Origin of the sequence: Streptomyces sp. NBC_00083, assembly GCF_026343295.1 — a bacterium.
Taxonomy (GTDB): Bacteria; Actinomycetota; Actinomycetes; order Streptomycetales; family Streptomycetaceae; genus Streptomyces.
Genome location: NZ_JAPELY010000002.1, coordinates 1,720,308 through 1,738,323 on the forward strand (window position 1 = coordinate 1,720,308; position 18,016 = coordinate 1,738,323).

The window sequence follows — 18,016 nt, forward strand, 5'->3', positions numbered from 1 at the left end:
GTGGGGAAAGGTGGTCGCGGACCATGGCACTGAGGTCTCGACAGGCATCGCAGCAGGGGCCGGCCAAATCGGGCGTCATCCGGACCACGCCGACCCCGGCCACCCCCGTCGTGGCGGCCGAGGACGGCAGCCCCACGGTCACCGACTGGCTGCGGCTGGGCAAGGACGGCCGTCTCACTGCGTACGCGCCCGCCGAGGGCGGCGTCGCCCGCTGGACCGAGTCGGAGCCCGGCGAGGCGTGGACGGGGCCCGAACTGGTCGCCCCCGGCGTGGGACTCCAGTCGCACCTCTCGATCGCGCAGGGCGCCGACGGCTACGTCCACATGGCGGCGCTGCGGCAGACCCCCATCGCGGAGGGCGGCACCTGGACCGAGCTGGTCCACGCGATCCAGTACCAGACGGGCCGTCCGGTCAAGAACTGGGCCGTCGTCGGCTCCCCCTACCCGCGGCGCGACTGGCAGCACGGCCTGCGGATGGGCCATCCCGCCGTGGGCGTGGACTCCGCGGGCAACGCACAGATCGTGGTGCGCAACGCGTTCGGCGGCGTCTCCGCGCGCGGCCAGGAAGCCTCGGGCAAGTGGGCCGGCTGGGCCGACCTCAACGGCAACGGCGCGGACCGCTCGATATCGATCGTGGCGGGGGAGGGCGGCCGGATGGTCATCCACGCGCCGTCCGACTCCGGCATCCACGTGTACGAACGCCCCTCGGGCGAAGAGAGCTTCGAGTGGCTCAAGAAGCCCGTCGCGGGCAAGCCGGCGACGGGCACCGTCAACGGCATCCAGACCGGCGACGGCGGCCGCATCACCTTCTTCCTGCGTGACATCGCCTCGGGTCAGCTGCGGGCCTGGCGCGACGACGAGCCCGCCCAGTCCATCGGCGGCAAGGGCACGGGTCCCGTCGCGCTGCTGCGCCACGAGATCGACGGCGTCGACTGCATGGTGCTCGCCCAGCGCGACTCCGCCGGCCGTCCCGCGATAGCGGTCTACCCCACCGAGCAGGAGGCGGCCGGGGTCACCTGGACGCCGATCGGCGAGGTGTGCGCCGGCGTGCCCGCCCTGACGGTGGACGCCGAAGACCGGGTCGTGCTCGGCGTGTTCACCCCCGAGGGCCGCATCCGGCTCACCCGCCAGCGCACGGACGCGCCGGGCCTGGCCTTCGCGGCCTGGCAGCAGATCTGAGCGCGTCCACCGCGTACGTCAGGGGGCCCGGCACCTTGGACAGGTGCCGGGCCCTCTGACGTACCGTCAACTCACCCGACGGACACGGAAGTCGGGACACGGCGACGGCCCCGCACCGAGGTGCGGGGCCGTCACCGTACTGAGCGGGCGGGTTACGCGGGGACGCTCGCGACGCCCTGCGCCAGGAACTTCTTCCCGGTCACGCGCTCCGAGACGCCCTCGCGGTCCAGGTACGGCGTGATGCCGCCCAGGTGGAAGGGCCAGCCGGCGCCGGTGATCAGGCAGAGGTCGATGTCCTGGGCCTCGGCGACGACGCCCTCGTCCAGCATCAGACCGATCTCCTGCGCCACCGCGTCCAGGACGCGGTCACGGGTCTGCTCCTCGGTCAGGGCGGTGTCGCCCTGCTTGAGGAGCGCGGCGACCTCGGGGTCCAGCTCCGGCTTCCCGGAGTCGTACACGTAGAAGCCGCGCTTGCCGGCCTTCACGACCGCGGCCAGGTTCTCCGAGACCGTGAAGCGGTCCGGGAAGGCGCGGTTGAGGGTCTCGGACACGTGCAGGCCGATGGCCGGGCCGACCAGTTCGAGCAGGACCAGCGGTGACATCGGCAGACCGAGCGGCTCGACGGCCTTCTCGGCGACGGCGACCGGGGTGCCCTCGTCGATGACGTTCTGGATCTCGCCCATGAAGCGGGTCAGGATGCGGTTGACGACGAACGCCGGGGCGTCCTTCACCAGGACCGCGGTCTTCTTCAGCTTGCGCGCCACACCGAAGGCCGTGGCCAGCGAGACGTCGTCGGTCTGCTCGCCGCGGACGATCTCCAGGAGCGGCAGGATCGCGACCGGGTTGAAGAAGTGGAAGCCGACGACCCGCTCGGGGTGCTTCAGCTTCGACGCCATCTCGGTGACCGACAGCGAGGAGGTGTTGGTGGCGAGGATGGCGTGCGCCGGGGCGACCGCCTCGACCTCAGCGAACACCTGCTGCTTGACGCCGATCTCCTCGAAGACGGCCTCGATGATGAAGTCGGCGTCCGAGAAGCCCTCGGCCTTGTCGAGGACACCGGAGACCAGGCCCTTGAGGCGGTTGGCCTTGTCCTGGTTGATCCGCGCCTTGGCGAGCAGCTTGTCGATCTCGGCATGGACGTAGCCCACACCCTTGTCGACGCGCTCCTGGTCGATGTCGGTCAGGACGACCGGCACCTCCAGGCGGCGCAGGAACAGCAGGGCGAGCTGCGAGGCCATCAGGCCCGCGCCGACCACGCCGACCTTGGTGACCGGGCGCGCCAGGTTCTTGTCCGGGGCGCCGGCCGGGCGCTTGGCGCGCTTCTGGACCAGGTTGAACGCGTAGATGCCGGACCGCAGTTCGCCACCCATGATCAGGTCGGCGAGCGCGCTGTCCTCGGCGTCGAAGCCGGCCTGGAGGTCGCCGTCCTTGGACGCCGCGATGATGTCGAGGGCGCGGTAGGCGGCCGGGGCCGCGCCGTGCACCTTCGAGTCCGCGATGAAGCGGCCCTTGGCGACGGCCTGGTCCCAGGCCTCGCCGCGGTCGATCTCGGGGCGCTCAACGGTGACGTCGCCCTTGAGGACGTTCGCCGTCCAGATGAGGGACTGCTCCAGGAAGTCGGCGCCCTCGAACAGCGCGTCGGCGATGCCGAGTTCGAAGACCTGCTTGCCCTTGAGCTGGCGGTTCTGGTTCAGCGAGTTCTCGATGATGACCGAGACGGCCTTCTCGGCGCCGATCAGGTTGGGGAGCAGCGTGCAGCCGCCCCAGCCCGGGACCAGACCGAGGAAGACCTCGGGCAGCGAGAACGCGGGCAGCGCCTTGGAGACGGTGCGGTAGGTGCAGTGCAGACCGACCTCGACACCGCCGCCCATGGCCGCGCCGTTGTAGTACCCGAACGTCGGCACGGCGAGGCCCGCGAGGCGCTTGAAGACCTCGTGGCCGCCCTTGCCGATGGCCAGCGCGTCGTCGTGCTTCTTCAGGAGCTCGACGCCCTTGAGGTCGGCACCGACGGCGAAGATGAACGGCTTGCCGGTGACGCCGACGCCGACGATGGAGCCCTCGGCGGCCTCCTTCTCGACCTGGTCGATGGCGGCGTTCAGGTTCGCCAGCGAGCCGGGGCCGAAGGTGGTCGGCTTGGTGTGGTCGAAGCCGTTGTCGAGCGTGATGAGCGCGAAGCGCCCGGCGCCGTAGGGCAGTTCGAGGTGGCGTACGTGCGCGGACGTCACGACCTCGTCCGGGAACAGCTCGGCCGCGCCCTTGAGAAGCTCAGCGGTGGTGGTGCTCACTTGCTGCCTCCGGCGTCCTTGTGGTGCGGGTTCTCCCAGATGACCGTGGCGCCCATGCCGAAGCCGACGCACATGGTGGTGAGGCCGTAGCGGACCTCGGGGTGCTCCTCGAACTGCCGGGCCAGCTGCGTCATCAGGCGTACGCCCGAGGAGGCGAGCGGGTGGCCGTAGGCGATGGCGCCGCCGTACTGGTTGACGCGCGCGTCGTCGTCGGCGATGCCGTAGTGGTCCAGGAACGCGAGGACCTGGACGGCGAACGCCTCGTTGATCTCGAAGAGATCGATGTCACCGATGGCCAGGCCCGCCTTGGCGAGGGCCTTCTCGGTGGCCGGGATCGGGCCGTAGCCCATGACCTCGGGCTCCACGCCGGCGAAGGCGTAGGAGACGAGGCGCATCTTCACGGGGAGGTTGTTCTCCCGCGCGAACTCCTCGGACGCGATGATCGAAGCGGTGGCGCCGTCGTTGAGGCCCGCCGCGTTGCCCGCGGTGACGTTGCCGTGCACGCGGAACGGCGTCTTGAGGCCCGCGAGGCTCTCCAGGGTGGTGCCGGGACGCATCGGCTCGTCGGCGGTGACCAGACCCCAACCGGTCTCGCCCACCTCGGCGTTGGTGTTGCGCACCGAGATCGGGACCAGGTCCTGCTGGATCTTGCCGTCGGCGTACGCCTTGGCGGCCTTCTCCTGCGAGCGCACGGCGTACTCGTCGGCGCGGAGCTTGGTGATGTGCGGGTAGCGGTCGTGCAGGTTCTCGGCGGTCATGCCCATGAAGAGGGCGGACTCGTCGACCAGCTTCTCGCTGACGAACCGCGGGTTGGGGTCGACGCCCTCGCCCATCGGGTGGCGGCCCATGTGCTCGACGCCACCGGCGATCACGGCGTCGTACGCGCCGAACGCGATCGAGCCGGCGACGGAGGTCACGGCGGTGAGGGCGCCGGCGCACATGCGGTCGATGGAGTAGCCCGGCACGGACTGCGGCAGGCCCGCGAGGATGCCGGCGGTGCGGCCGAGCGTCAGGCCCTGGTCGCCGATCTGCGTGGTCGCGGCGATGGCGACCTCGTCGATCTTCGCGGGGTCGAGGGCCGGGTTGCGGCGCAGCAGCTCACGGATGGCCTTGACGACCAGATCGTCGGCCCGGGTCTCGTGGTAGATGCCCTTCGGGCCCGCCTTGCCGAACGGGGTGCGGACGCCGTCGACGAAGACGACGTCCCTGACGGTACGAGGCACGATGGCTCTCCTCCAGGTGCGGGATGGCACTGCTGCGCTTTGGCGCACGCGACTGAGCGCGTGCTCACCTCACCCATGCTACTTACGGGTAACCAAACTGCCCAGCCCCCAGGGCGGGAGCGTCGAACGTCACACTCCCGCACCACCCCGACCGGGGCCCCGCCCCGGACCCCGCATCGCGCCTTAAGGGCGCTCGTCCTCAATCGCCGGACGGGCTGAGGATGCCGGGACTGGGCATGCCGCCAGGACCAACCCCGCCAGGGGCGCGGGGAACTGCGCGAGACGCGGGCATGGTCCGCAGACGAAAGCGGGGTGTCCTGGGGCTCTGCCCCAGACCCCGGTTCGCGCCCGAAAGGCGCTCGTCCTCAATCGCCGGACGGGCTGAGGATGCCGGGACTGGGCATGCCGCCCAGGCCGACCCCGCTAGGGGCGCGGGGAACTGCGCGAGACGCGGGCATGGTCCGCAGACGAAAGCGGGGTGTCCTGGGGCTCTGCCCCAGACCCCGTTCGCGCCTTATGGGCGCTCGTCCTCAATCGCCGGACGGGCTGAGGGTGCCTCGACTGGGCGCCCTGCCGAGGCCGCCCCGCCTGGGGGCGCGGGGAACTGCGCGGGCCGGGCAGGGCGGCGGGAATCGGCTGGGATTGAGGGGGTTGGGGGACCCCCAACCCCCTCACGGCTTCGCGGGTGGATCCGTCAGCGCCGCGGACAGGAGCGGGGTGACCTGGGCGATCTGCCAGGGCCTCGCGCCGTGGCCGGCCAGGGCCTCGGAGACCGCCGCCTCGGAGCGGTCCCCCGGCGGCTCCCAGCACACCCGCCGCACCGTGTCCGGCGTGATCAGGTTCTCCTGCGGCATGTTGAGGCTCTCGGCCAGCTCCGTGACCGCCGTGCGGGCCGCGGAGAGCCGGGCCGCTGCGGCCGGGTCCTTGTCGGCCCAGGCGCGCGGGGGCGGAGGCCCCTGCAGCGGCTGCCCCGGCTGCGGCAGCTCCGCCTCCGGCAGGGCCTTCGCGCGGTCGACGGCCGCCTGCCACTGCTCCAGCTGGCGCCTCCCCATCCGGTGCCCGAACCCGGCCAGTGCGGTGAGCGCGGCCACGTTGGCGGGCAGGGCGAGCGAGGCCTCGATGATCGCGGAGTCGCTGAGCACCTTGCCCGGCGAGACGTCACGCCGCTGCGCGACCTTGTCCCGGGCGGTCCACAGCTCCCGTACCGCCGCCATCTGCCGGCGCCTGCGCACCTTGTGCATGCCGGAGGTGCGGCGCCAGGGGTCCTTGCGGGGCGGGGCCGGCGGCGCGGCGGCGATCGCGTCGAACTCCTCGCGGGCCCACTCCAGCTTGCCCTGCCGGTCGAGCTCCTCCTCCAGCGCGTCCCGCAGGTCGACGAGGAGCTCCACGTCGAGCGCCGCGTACCGCAGCCACGGCTCGGGGAGCGGCCGGGTCGACCAGTCGACGGCCGAGTGGCCCTTCTCCAGGGCGTATCCGAGCACGCTCTCGACCATCGCGCCCAGGCCCACCCGCGGGAACCCCGCGAGCCGCCCGGCCAGTTCGGTGTCGAAGATCCTGGAGGGAACCATGCCTATTTCGCGCAGGCAGGGAAGATCCTGGGTGGCGGCGTGCAAGATCCACTCGGTGTCCGAAAGTACCTCTCCCAAAGCGGAGAGATCCGGACACCCGACGGGGTCGATCAGCGCGGTGCCGGCGCCTTCGCGGCGCATCTGCACCAGATAGGCGCGCTGCCCGTAGCGGTAGCCGGACGCGCGCTCGGCGTCCACGGCCACGGGGCCGGTGCCGGCCGCGAAGGCGGCGACCACCTCGGCCAGCGCTTCCTCGGTGGCAACGACGGGCGGAATGCCCTCTCGGGGCTCCAGCAAGGGAATCGGCGCCTTGTCGACGTCGTCCGGGGGAGCGCCCCCGGTGGTTCGCAGTGCTGTCTCTGCTGCGGTCTTATGGGCGTCGGTCACCTGTCAAGGGTATCCGGGTATGCACCGCGCCCGTCGACGGAACGTTCCGTCGACGGGCGCGGGAGGGTCGTAATCCGGTCAGTATCCGATCAGTGGATGATTCCGGTGCGCAGCGCTACGGCCACCATCCCGGCGCGGTCACCCGTGCCGAGCTTGCGTGCGATCCGGGCGAGGTGGGACTTGACGGTCAGAGCGGACAGGCCCATCGAGACGCCGATGGCCTTGTTGGACTGGCCCTCCGCGACGAGCCGGAGCACCTCGACCTCACGGCCGGAGAGCTCGCGGTAGCCGCCCGGGTGGCTCGGGGCACCCGGGGGGCGGCGGTGCATACGGGCGGCGGCGGCGCCGATGGGGGCGGCCCCCGGGCGGCCGGGGTGCCCGATGTTGGTACGGGTGCCGGTGACGACATAGCCCTTCACGCCGCCCGCGAGGGCGTTGCGCACGGCACCGATGTCGTCGGCGGCGGACAGGGCCAGGCCGTTGGGCCAGCCGGCGGCTCGGGTCTCGGACAGCAGGGTCAGCCCGGAACCGTCGGGCAGGTGGACGTCGGCAACGCAGATGTCGCGCGGGTTGCCGACGCGGGGACGGGCCTCCGCGATGGACGACGCCTCGATGACGTCACGTACTCCGAGCGCCCACAGGTGTCGGGTGACGGTGGAGCGGACTCGGGGGTCGGCAACGACGACCATGGCCGTCGGCTTGTTCGGGCGGTAGGCGACCAGGCTTGCGGGCTGCTCAAGAAGAACGGACACCAGGCCTCCTGGAAAGGTGCGGGACGAAGCCGGCTCGGGGATGAAGCCGGGGCGAACCGTGCAGTTAGGGTCACAAACCTCTTCGGCACCAAACCCCTCGGCCTTTAGAGAATGATCACGATTTGGTGAGAAACATTTAGGGCAATTCGGACAGCTGCTCGATCCTCGACCACCCGCCGGGGCCGAGCGACCCGTGCGGGGGACCATGCGGGGGAGCGCGCGAACGCCCCGCGCCCCACCAAGGGCGGGGCGCGGGGCGAGCGGAACGGCGGGGTGAGAGGGGGCGCTTTCCGTACGCTCCCGGCGGATCCGTCAGCGCGGGTCGCGGCGCTGCGGCAGGGTCACCACACCGCCGCCGGTGTCGCCGGGGCCCGACACCGGCGGGAGCCCCGCGATCTGGCACAGCAGATCGCACCAGGCCGCCAGGTGGCCGGCCGTGTCCGGCACCTCGCCTCGGCCCTCGCGCGGCGTCCAGGACGCCCGGATCTCGATCTGCGTGGCGGGCAGCCGCTCGGAGAGCCCGCCGAAATAGTGCGAACCGGCCCGCGTCACCGTGCCGCTCGCCTCCCCGTACGACAGGCCGCGTGCGTCCAGGGCGCCGGTCAGCCACGACCAGCACACCTCGGGGAGCAGCGGGTCGGCCGCCATCTCGGGCTCCAGCTCGGCCCGGACGAGCGTGACGAGGCGGAAGGTGCCCTGCCAGGCGTCGTGGCCCGCCGGATCGTGCAGCAGGACGAGCCGGCCGTCGGCCAGATCGTCCTCGCCCTCGACCACCGCCGCCTCCAGGGCGTACGCGTGCGGCGCCAGACGCTGGGGCGGCCGCGTCTCGTCCACCTCGATCTCGGGGCGCAGTCGCGCCGTGCGCAGTGCGTCGACGGCCCGACGGAAGGGGAGCGGAACGGTGGAACCGTCCGCGGCTTCCCTGCCGTCAGCGCCATCCGAAGTTCGTCCCTGAGCGGCAGCCATGCGGGGAAGACTAGGCGGAAGGGCGGCCCGGCGCCGGTAGGGACACCCGGCCCGGGGAAGCGGCTTCCCGCCACATGCGAAGATTTGGGGCGTGAGCGCCAACGACCGCCCTGTGGGCCAGCCGAACAGCAAGACGTACGACTCCGCCTTCCTCAAGGCGTGCAGGCGCGAAGCCGTCCCGCACACGCCGGTCTGGTTCATGCGCCAGGCCGGGCGCTCCCTGCCGGAGTACCTGAAGGTCCGCGAGGGCATCCCCATGCTGGAGTCCTGCATGCGGCCCGACCTGGTCACCGAGATCACGCTCCAGCCGGTGCGCCGCCACAAGGTGGACGCGGCCATCTACTTCAGCGACATCGTGGTCCCGCTCAAGGCGATCGGCATCGACCTCGACATCAAGCCGGGCGTCGGCCCCGTCGTCGCCGACCCGATCCGCACCCGCGCCGACCTCGCCCGGCTGCGCGACCTGACCCCCGACGACGTCCACTACGTCACCGAGGCGATCGGCATGCTGACCGAGGAGCTCGGCTCCACGCCGCTCATCGGCTTCGCGGGCGCCCCGTTCACGCTCGCCAGCTACCTCGTGGAGGGCGGCCCGTCCCGCAACCACGAGCACACCAAGGCCATGATGTACGGCGACCCGGAGCTCTGGGCCGACCTGCTCGACCGTCTCGCCGAGATCACCGGCGCCTTCCTCAAGGTGCAGATCGAGGCCGGCGCGTCCGCCGTGCAGCTCTTCGACTCCTGGGTGGGCGCGCTCGCCCCCGCCGACTACCGCCGCTCGATCCTGCCCGCGTCGGCGAAGGTCTTCGACGCGGTCGCCGGGTACGGCGTGCCCCGCATCCACTTCGGTGTCGGCACCGGCGAACTGCTCGGCCTCATGGGCGAGGCCGGCGCGGACGTCGTGGGCGTCGACTGGCGCGTTCCGCTCGACGAGGCGGCCCGCCGGGTCGGCCCCGGCAAGGCGCTCCAGGGCAACCTCGATCCGGCGGTCCTGTTCGCCCCGACCGGCGCCGTCGAGGCGAAGACCCGCGAGGTCCTGGACGCGGCCGCGGAGCTTGAGGGCCACATCTTCAACCTCGGTCACGGCGTGCTGCCGTCGATGGACCCGGACTCCCTGACCCGCCTCGTCGCGTACGTCCACGAGCAGACGGCCAAGTAACCGCCGAGCGGCGGCTACCCCGCGGCGCGCACGGCCGACACCGCCTTGCGCGCCGCCACCAGGACCGGGTCCCACACCGACGAGAACGGCGGGGCGTACCCGAGGTCGAGCGCGGTCATCTGCTCCACCGTCATCCGGGCGGTCAGCGCCACCGCCGCCACGTCGATCCGCTTCGCCGCTCCCGCGCCGCCCACGATCTGCGTGCCGAGCAGCCGCCCGGTGCGCAGCTCGGCGAGCATCTTCACCGTCATCAGGGTCGCGCCCGGGTAGTACCCGGCCACATTGGTCGACTCGATGGTCGCCGTGGCGTACCGCAGCCCCTCCGCGCGGGCCTCCTCCTCCGACAGGCCGGTGCGCGCGATCTCCGTGTCGCACACCTTGGTGACGGCCGTGCCCACCACGCCGGGGAACGTGCCGTAGCCGCCGCCCACGTTGGACCCGATGACCTGCCCCTGCTTGTTGGCGTGCGTGCCCAGCGCGATGTGGCGGTGCCGGCCCGACACCAGGTCGAGCACCTCGACACAGTCGCCGCCCGCCCAGATGTCCTCGTGCCCCCGCACCCGCATCGAGACGTCGGTGCGCAGACCGCCCGAGGCGCCGAGTTCGAGCCCCGCCGCGCGGGCCAGTTCCGTACGCGGTGCCACACCGAGGCCCAGCACCACCACGTCCGCGGGGTATGCGCCGGACTCCGTCGCCACCGCGCGCACCCGGCCCGACTCCCGGGTCAGCACCCCGGTGACCTCGGCGCCCGTCACCACCCGGATCCCGGCCCGCTCCATCGCCTCCGTGACGAGACGGCCCATGTCCGGGTCGAGCGAGTGCATGGGCTGCGCCCCGCGGGTCACCAGCGTCACCTCGAAACCGCGGGCGAGCAGCGCCTCGGCCATCTCGATGCCGATGTAGCCGCCGCCCACCACCACCGCGCGCCGCCCCCCGGCCGCCTCCAGGCTCTCCAGGAGGGCCCGCCCGTCGTCGATGGTCTGCACCCCGTGCACCCCGGGCGCGTCGATCCCCGGAAGCTCGGGCCGGACGGGCCGCGCCCCGGTCGCGATGACGAGCTTGTCGTACGAGGTCCACTCCTCGGCGCCCGACGCGAGGTCGCGGGCCCTGACCCGGCGGCCCGCCACATCGAGCTCCGTGACCTCCGTGCGCATCCGCAGATCGATCCCGCGCTCGCGGTGCTCCTCGGGCGTGCGGGCGATCAGGTCCTCGTGGCGCGGCACGTCGCCGCCCACCCAGTACGGGATCCCGCACGCGGAGTACGAGGTGAAGCCCGAGCGCTCGAACGCGACGATCTCCAGCTCCCCGGGCTTCTTCAGCCTGCGGGCCTGCGAGGCCGCGGACATGCCCGCCGCGTCACCGCCGATGACCACCAGTCGCTCCGCCGCCATGGGTGTTGCCTCCGCTCGTGAGGGTCCGCCTTCTCCTGGTCACGATACGTACGCGAGGGCCCGGAAATTCCCCACCGGAGCGGGGGCCGTCCGGGGGTTGGCCGCAAGCCGCCACCAACTGGGCTTCCAGGGGCGCCAGTTGATCGCGGACGGGTGGCGCGCCGGGGCTCGTTCCGGCCGGCCGGCGCCGCAATGAGACAGTGGAGGCATGGACAACGCCCCCGCCCGCGCCCCGCACATCGTCGTCGTAGGCGGCGGAATCTCCGGCCTCGCCGCCGCCCACCGGCTGCTCGCGGGCGGCGCCCGGGTGACCGTGCTCGAAGGCAGCGCGGTGCTCGGCGGCAAGCTGCTCGCCGGCGAGATCGAGGGCGCGCCGGTCGACCTCGGCGCCGAGTCGATGCTGGCCCGCCGCCCGGAGGGGGTGGAGCTGGCCCGCGCGGTCGGCCTCGGCGACCGGCTCCAGGCACCCGCCACCGCCAACGCCGCGCTCTGGACCCGGGGCGCCCTGCGGCCCATGCCCAAGGGCCATGTGATGGGCGTGCCCGCCGACCCCGCCACCCTGCACGACATCCTCTCCACCGAGGGCCTGGCCCGGGTCGCCCAGGACCGCGCCCTCGCCCCGAGCGAGGTCGGCGAGGACATCGGCGTCGGCGAGTTCGTCGCCAAGCGCGTCGGCCGCGAGGTCGTCGACCGTCTCGTGGAGCCGCTCCTCGGCGGGGTGTACGCGGGCGACGCGTACAAGATCTCCATGCGGGCCGCCGTGCCCCAGCTCTTCGAGGCGGCGCGCACCCACGGCTCGCTCCTCGACGGCGTCGAGGAGCTCCAGAAGAAGGCGGCGGCCCGACAGCAGACCGGCCCGGTCTTCGCGGGCCTCGACGGCGGCATCGGCACCCTGCCCGGCGCCGTCGCGGACGCCGTGCGCGCCCGGGGCGGCACGATCCGCACCGAGGCGCCCGTCCTCGAACTCACCAGGACCGCCGACGGCTGGCGGATCCGCACCGACACCGAGCTGGTCGACGCCGACGGCGTGATCCTCTCCACGCCCGCCTGGTCGGCCTCCGCGCTGCTCAGCGACGTGTCGCCGGCCGCGGCCGCGGAGCTCGCCGAGGTCGAGTACGCCTCGATGGCGCTGGTCACCCTCGCCTTCCGGCGCGCCGACCTGGCCGGCATCGAGGAGCGCTCGGGATTCCTGGTGCCGCCGGTGGACGGCCGCACCATCAAGGCCTCCACGTTCTCCACGCACAAGTGGAGTTGGGTCAAGGAGCGCGGCCCGGACCTCTTCGTGCTGCGCACCTCGATCGGACGCTACGGCGAGGAGCGCCACCTCGACTGGGACGACGCCGACCTCGTCGACGTCTCGCTCGGTGACCTCGGCGACGCCGTCGGCCTTTCCGCGAAGCCCGTCGCCACCACCGTCAACCGCTGGATCGGCGGCCTCCCGCAGTACCCGGTGGGCCATCTCGCCAAGGTCGCCCGGATCCGCGCGCAGGTGGCGGAGCTGCCCGGACTGCGGGTCTGCGGCGCCGTCTACGACGGCGTGGGCATCCCCGCGTGCGTCGCGAGCGCCCAGCGCGCGGCGGACGAGATCATCGCCACGTCGACCCTGGCGCGGAACACCCAGAGTGACGCGGGACAATAGCCACATGAGTGCTGCTCCGGAAAAGATTCCCAACGCGGGGAAGAAGGCGAAGGACCTCAACGAGGTCATCCGCTACACCCTGTGGTCTGTCTTCAAGCTGCGCGACGTACTCCCTGAGGACCGCGCCGGCTACGCCGACGAGGTTCAGGAGCTGTTCGACCAGCTCGCCGCCAAGGACGTGACCGTCCGCGGCACCTACGACCTGTCGGGTCTGCGCGCCGACGCCGACATCATGATCTGGTGGCACGCCGAGACCTCCGACGAGCTCCAGGCCGCCTACAACCTGTTCCGCCGCACCAAGCTGGGCCGCGCCCTCGAACCGGTGTGGTCGAACATGGCGCTGCACCGGCCCGCCGAGTTCAACAAGGCGCACATCCCGGCGTTCCTCGCGGACGAGAACGCCCGCGACTACGTCTCGGTCTACCCGTTCGTGCGCTCCTACGACTGGTACCTGCTGCCCGACGAGGACCGCCGCCGCATGCTCGCCGACCACGGCAAGATGGCGCGGGGCTACCCCGACGTGCGGGCCAACACGGTCGCCTCGTTCTCGCTCGGCGACTACGAGTGGCTGCTCGCCTTCGAGGCCGACGAACTGCACCGCATCGTCGACCTCATGCGCCACCTGCGTGCCTCCGAGGCCCGTATGCACGTCCGCGAGGAAGTCCCGTTCTACACGGGGCGCCGCAAGAGCGTCGCCGACCTCGTCGCGGGCCTCGCCTAGCAAGACCAGGTGAGCCGGGTCCGCGCCACGCGAGCGGAGCCGGCTCATCCCTGACCCGGAAGATCAGAGAGCGGGCAGCACCTGCTGCGGCCTGATGGCCGACCGCTCGTCCAGCGACACCGGGTTCGGCTCCGGGTGCGGCGCGCACGAAGCGCGCCGCACCGGCGTCCGACCGTTCAGCAAGTAGTCCTCCACATAGCCGTTGACGCAGGTGTTCGCGCCGCCCGCGATGCCGTGCGTGCCGGCCTTCTTCTCCGTGATGAGCACCGAGCCCGGCAGCCGCCGCTGGAGCTCCACGGCCCCCGGGTACGGTGTCGCCGCGTCCCGCTCGGCCGCCAGGATCAGCGTGGTCGGCAGCGCCCCCTTCGCGACCCGTACGTCCACCGGCTTCTGCTGCGGTGCCGGCCAGTAGGCGCACGGCAGGTTCATCCACGCGTTGTCCCACGTCTCGAACGGCGCGACCTTCGCGATCGCCGTGTTGTCGCGGTCCCAGGTGGCGAAGGACCGCGGCCACGCGGCGTCGTTGCATTCGACGGCCGTGTAGACGGCGTTGCCGTTCTCGTCGTCGCGCGCCGTCTCGGGCCGGGGCGCGGCCTGCTGGATCAGCGGCTTCGGGTTGCCCTTGAGGTACTCCGAGAGCGCGGTGGCCCGGCTCGCCCAATAGTCGTCGTAGTAACCGGCCTTGAGGACCGCCGCCTGCAACTGGGCCGGGCCCACCGTGCCGCCGGCCGGCTCGTGGGTGAGCCTGGCCCGCACCTTCTCGTAGCTCTCCAGGACCTCGTCGGCGCTCTCACCCAGGTGGTAGACGTCGTCGTGCTTGGCGACCCAGGTGCGGAAGTCCTCCCAGCGGCGCTCGAAGGCCAGCGACTGGTCGAGGTTGTTGCGGTACCAGATCTGGTCGGGGTCGGGGTCGACCGCCGAGTCGAAGACCATCCGGCGGATGTGGGAGGGGAAGAGCGTCGCGTACACCGCCCCGAAGTAGGTGCCGTAGGAGGCGCCCATGAAGGTCAGCTTCTTCTCGCCCAGCGCGGCCCGCAGTACGTCCAGATCGCGGGCGTTGTTGATGCTGGTGTAGAAGCGCAGCGCGTCCCCCGCGTTGCGCGCACAGCCCTGCGCGTACGCCTTGGCCTGCGCGATCCGCTCCTTCTTGTACGACTCCGAGGGATGCGGGGGCGACTGGGTCGGGGCCTTCGCGAAGTCGCCCGGGTCCTGGCAGGACAGCGGGGCCGAGCGGGCGACCCCGCGCGGGGAGTAGCCGACGAGGTCGTAGGCCCCGGCCAGCCGCTTCCAGTCGGGGAGTTCGGCCACCATCGGGAAGTACATGCTGGAGGCGCCGGGCCCGCCCGGGTTGAAGACGAGGGCGCCCTGGCGCTCGGCGGGCTTGCCGCCCGCCCGGCTCCGGCTGACGGTGAGCTCGATCTGACGGCCCGTCGGGTGGGCGTAGTCGAGCGGGACCCGGACGGTGCCGCACTGGACGGAGGCCGGCAGCGACTCCTCGTCCGGGCAGTGGCCGAATGCGATCGGGGCGGCGGCCGCGCGCTGGGCGGCGGCCTCGGCGCCCCGTGCCTCGGCGGTCAGCGCGTCGGCGCCGCCCGCGGGCGCGACGACGAGGGCGGAAAGGACCAGGGAACCCAGGGTTCCGTACAGCGCTACAGCTCTCATCGCCGGTACATCCCTTTCGTGCTGCGGTACTACGGAAGTACATACAGATCAAAAGGGGATACTTCGGACGGGTGGAAGTAAAGCAGCGGGGCCGCGCCGGGCGCGGTCATTGACTCCGATGCGCGAAGCGACCGCTCGTCAGGGCGCTGCGCAGGTCGGGATCGTCCACCGCGCGCAGGCCGCGCACGGCGATCGCGGTGAGCGGATCGCCCGCCGGATCGAGCCCGCCGAGCAGCCGCTGCCCGTCGGGAGAGGCCCAGCGGGTGTGCGGATGGATCTCGATCCGGGCGATGGCGAGACAGCCGAGCGTCAGGACGAGGGGGAGTGCGAACCAGGCCGCGATCTCGGGCCGTCCGGTGTCCCCTTCGCCCGGCATGAGCAGCGCGGTCGCGGCGAGCGCGGTGATGAGCAGGCAGGCGCCGCGGACCGCGCGCACCGACGCGCCGACCCCGGACCGCACGCCGTCGGGGACGGCCAGCCCCGCTCCCGCGAGCCGGTCGGCGAGCGCGCGCACCGCGTCGGCGGCGGCCGTGCCGGACCGTATCGCCGCGATCCGCTCCTGGCCGCCCGGCCCGATCGCGGTGAGCACCGACCGTTCCAGGTCGTCGCGGCCCTCGGGGTCGACGACCGTGGCCCAGCCGGTGTGCGCGAGCAGCAGCCGGCGGGCCCGGTGCATGGAGACGAGGGTGAGGTCGGCGACCCGGTAGGGGCCGCCCGCCAGGAACGCCGCCTCGTAACAGGACAGGTCCCGATCCCCGTCCCCGCCGGGCCGGGGGCGTGCGGCGGCGACGGCGGCGAGGCAGAGCCGGCCGCAGGACAACCCGGCCGCGACGACCGCCGGCAGAAAGAAGAGGACCCAGAACATGGCCGAGTTGTAACGGAAGTTGACGCTTCGCCGCCACAGCCTGTCCACAATTTGGACGTCGGGTTATCGCTTCGTTACGGAGTGTGGCAGGTTCCCCATCAGGTCAGGCCGCCCGGGTCAGGGTGCGCAACAGCCGCGCCGCCCGCCCCGGCGGCTTCGTGCCGGCCCGCTCCTTGAACCAGCGGGCCAGCGCCCGGCGGGCGTCGGGATCGGCGGGGCGGCCCGCGTCCAGCAGGAACCGGGCGAAGTCCAGGGCGTCCTGGCGATATCCGCCGCGCATCGGACGGGAGGCCGCGTACGAGAGGAACGCCTCCCGGTAGCCGTCCCCGATCAGGCGCGGCAGTTCGGGCGCCACCCTGGCCACCACATCGGCGCGCTTGGCCGCGAGCGCGCGGGCCTGCACCCGCAGCCGCCGTCCGTCGAACCCGGCGGGCGCGGGGGTGCCCGCGGTGAGCGAGGAGAGCAGGGCGGTCTGGGCGAGCGCGAGGCGCTGGCGCGGCGCGGCGGTGTCGGGGGTGTCCGGGTGGGGGGTGCTGGTGTCGCCCGGGGTAGCCGGGTACGGCGTGCTGGTGTCGCCCGGGATGCGTCGGTGCGGCGTACCGGTGGCCCCGGACCGGATGGTGGAGCGGATCGCGTCGAGCTCGCCGGCCAGCTCCTCGGCCGGCGGGAACGCCTCGTCGCGTTCGAGGAGCACACCGGGCGGCGCACACCGTGAGGCGAGGTCGGCCAGGACGTCGAGGACCGGGCGGGTCACCGGGTGGGCGTGGGTGTCGTGCCACACGCCGTCGCGCTCCACGCCGCCCGCTACATGGACGTAGGCGAGCGCGTCGAGGGGCAGCGCGTCCAGGGTCTTCGTCGGGTCCTCGCCCCGGTTGACGTGGTTGGTGTGGAGGTTGGCCACGTCGATGAGGAGGCCGACGCCGGTGCGTTCCACGAGCTCCGCCAGGAACTGACCCTCCGTCAACTCCTCGTCGGGCCAGCCGATCAGGGCCGCGATGTTCTCCAGCGCGAGCGGCACGGGCAGCGCGTCCTGCGCGATGCGGACGTTCTCGCACAGCACGCGCAGGGCGTCCCGGGTGCGCGGCACCGGCAGGAGATGGCCCGCCTCCAGCGGCGGTGACGCGGTCAGCGCGCCGCCCGCGCGCACGAACGCGATGTGCTCGGTGACGAGCGGCGCGCCCAGCGCCTCGGCCCGCGCCGCGAGGCCGGCGAGACGCCCCGGGTCCGGCCGTTCGGCGCCGCCGAGACCGAGCGATACCCCGTGCGGTACGACGGTGACGCCGCGCTCGCGCAGCCGGACCAGCGAGTCGGGGAGGTGGCCGGGGCAGAGGTTCTCCGCGACCGCCTCGACCCAGTCGAGGCCGGCCAGACCCTCCACCGCCTCCGCGATGTCGGGCCGCCAGCCGATGCCGATGCCCAAGTGCTTCATGGACAGGTCATGGCCCGGGGGCGTTCCCGCGAACCCTGCGAAGGCACGTTCAGAGCTTGATTTGAGGTTGGCGGCCCGGCCTGGCGCCCCGGTTGGCGTCCCGGCCTGGCGCCCGGCGTCAGGAGGTGGCCAGCGCGTCGAAGTCGACCAGGCCCGTCGACTCCAGCATCGTCATGTGGTCGAGGACGGTGTTGTTGGCGTCGGTCGCCAGATCGCGGATGAGCGAGTTGCGGGTGTTGGCCCGGACCAGCGCGACCAGGGCGAACACCTTGCCGTGCGAGGCGCGCAGCAGGTTGGCGAACTTGACCTCGTAGTCGCGCCCCGACGCCGCCGTCAGCTCCCGCAGCCAGCCCTGCTGCTGGGCGTTGGGCTGGGTCGGCAGCACGATGCCGAGCTTCGACGCGACGTCGCGGGCGTGCTGGTCGAGCGCGGCGTGCCCCATGACGAGGTGGTCGCCGGTCGCCTTGATCGCGGCGCTGGGTGCCCGCTGCTGCGCCTGCTGTCCGGCCGGCCCCTCCCAGAGCCCGGCGAGCCGCACCTTGTTGAGGAAGTCCCGGTCCATCGCGGACAGCGGGCCCCAAGCGGTGGGTGTGGAGGCGGAGTTGAGGTCGGCCTGCGGGGTCCCGGACCGGTCGGCGTACGACCACACGGGAAAGGCGAGCGCGCCGAGCGTGGCCACGAGCACCGCGATGAGCAGGCCGGTGCCGTTGACGCGGCGCAGGGTGAAGGTGAGACGGCTGGGGCGAACGATTCCTCGTGACAACGTGCCTCCCGGGGTGGGCGGTTGGGGT

13 protein-coding genes and 1 pseudogene are annotated in these 18,016 nt (G+C 72.6%); 4 read left to right on the forward strand and 10 right to left on the reverse strand.

Going from position 1 to position 18,016, the window contains the following annotated elements; all coding sequences use genetic code 11:
• The first annotated feature begins 23 nt into the window (after positions 1 to 23).
• Positions 24 to 1,178, forward strand: a complete 1,155-nt coding sequence (locus OOJ98_RS23790; RefSeq protein WP_267056967.1) for a hypothetical protein — start codon at positions 24 to 26, stop codon at positions 1,176 to 1,178.
• 152 nt (positions 1,179 to 1,330) lie between these two features.
• Here OOJ98_RS23790 and OOJ98_RS23795 read toward each other — a convergent pair whose 3' ends face one another.
• The 5 genes from OOJ98_RS23795 to OOJ98_RS23815 form a co-directional block, all read right to left on the reverse strand.
• Complete coding sequence (locus OOJ98_RS23795) at positions 1,331 to 3,463, reverse strand: 3-hydroxyacyl-CoA dehydrogenase NAD-binding domain-containing protein (RefSeq protein WP_267056968.1); 2,133 nt, start codon at positions 3,461 to 3,463, stop codon at positions 1,331 to 1,333.
• Positions 3,460 to 4,686 (reverse strand): acetyl-CoA C-acyltransferase, encoded by a 1,227-nt coding sequence (locus tag OOJ98_RS23800; RefSeq protein WP_267056969.1) that lies wholly within the window; start codon positions 4,684 to 4,686, stop codon positions 3,460 to 3,462. The genes OOJ98_RS23795 and OOJ98_RS23800 overlap by 4 nt, the downstream gene beginning before the upstream one ends.
• Before the next feature lie 671 nt (positions 4,687 to 5,357).
• The gene (locus OOJ98_RS23805) at positions 5,358 to 6,641 is read right to left on the reverse strand and encodes a ribonuclease D (protein WP_267056970.1); all 1,284 of its coding nucleotides are present in this window, start codon (positions 6,639 to 6,641) and stop codon (positions 5,358 to 5,360) included.
• An 89-nt stretch (positions 6,642 to 6,730) separates the two neighbouring features.
• Positions 6,731 to 7,393 (reverse strand): response regulator transcription factor, encoded by a 663-nt coding sequence (locus OOJ98_RS23810; protein WP_114039865.1) that lies wholly within the window; start codon positions 7,391 to 7,393, stop codon positions 6,731 to 6,733.
• A gap of 312 nt (positions 7,394 to 7,705) precedes the next feature.
• Positions 7,706 to 8,359: a DUF3000 domain-containing protein gene (locus OOJ98_RS23815; protein ID WP_267056971.1), complete on the reverse strand. Its 654-nt coding sequence runs from the start codon at positions 8,357 to 8,359 to the stop codon at positions 7,706 to 7,708.
• 91 nt (positions 8,360 to 8,450) lie between these two features.
• On the opposite strand from OOJ98_RS23815, the gene hemE reads away from it, so the two are divergent.
• On the forward strand, positions 8,451 to 9,518 hold the full coding sequence (hemE, locus tag OOJ98_RS23820) for a uroporphyrinogen decarboxylase (protein ID WP_267056972.1): 1,068 nt from the start codon (positions 8,451 to 8,453) through the stop codon (positions 9,516 to 9,518).
• A 14-nt stretch (positions 9,519 to 9,532) separates the two neighbouring features.
• Here hemE and OOJ98_RS23825 read toward each other — a convergent pair whose 3' ends face one another.
• Positions 9,533 to 10,909, reverse strand: a complete 1,377-nt coding sequence (locus OOJ98_RS23825) for an FAD-dependent oxidoreductase (RefSeq protein WP_267056973.1) — start codon at positions 10,907 to 10,909, stop codon at positions 9,533 to 9,535.
• A gap of 208 nt (positions 10,910 to 11,117) precedes the next feature.
• Here OOJ98_RS23825 and hemG point away from each other — a divergent pair, with 208 nt between their 5' ends.
• Positions 11,118 to 12,548 (forward strand): protoporphyrinogen oxidase, encoded by a 1,431-nt coding sequence (gene hemG, locus OOJ98_RS23830; protein ID WP_267056974.1) that lies wholly within the window; start codon positions 11,118 to 11,120, stop codon positions 12,546 to 12,548.
• Positions 12,549 to 12,552: 4 nt separating this feature from the next.
• A complete protein-coding gene (gene hemQ / locus OOJ98_RS23835) occupies positions 12,553 to 13,269 on the forward strand; it encodes a hydrogen peroxide-dependent heme synthase (protein WP_267056975.1) in 717 nt (238 codons plus the stop codon).
• A 63-nt stretch (positions 13,270 to 13,332) separates the two neighbouring features.
• On the opposite strand, the gene OOJ98_RS23840 is transcribed toward hemQ, so the two are convergent.
• The 4 genes and pseudogenes from OOJ98_RS23840 to OOJ98_RS23855 all read right to left on the reverse strand — a co-directional run.
• A complete protein-coding gene (locus OOJ98_RS23840) occupies positions 13,333 to 14,931 on the reverse strand; it encodes an alpha/beta hydrolase (protein WP_267056976.1) in 1,599 nt (532 codons plus the stop codon).
• Between the two features lie 106 nt (positions 14,932 to 15,037).
• Positions 15,038 to 15,796, reverse strand: coding sequence for a TIGR04222 domain-containing membrane protein (locus OOJ98_RS23845; protein WP_267056977.1), 759 nt, complete (start codon positions 15,794 to 15,796; stop codon positions 15,038 to 15,040).
• Positions 15,797 to 15,899: 103 nt separating this feature from the next.
• Positions 15,900 to 17,225 carry a DUF692 domain-containing protein gene (locus tag OOJ98_RS23850; protein ID WP_267056978.1) on the reverse strand — a complete coding sequence of 442 codons (1,326 nt, stop codon included), beginning with the start codon at positions 17,223 to 17,225 and terminating at the stop codon, positions 15,900 to 15,902.
• Positions 17,226 to 17,352: 127 nt separating this feature from the next.
• Positions 17,353 to 17,946, reverse strand: a pseudogene (locus OOJ98_RS23855) (DUF4142 domain-containing protein); the annotation flags it as partial.
• Positions 17,947 to 18,016 lie beyond the last annotated feature (70 nt).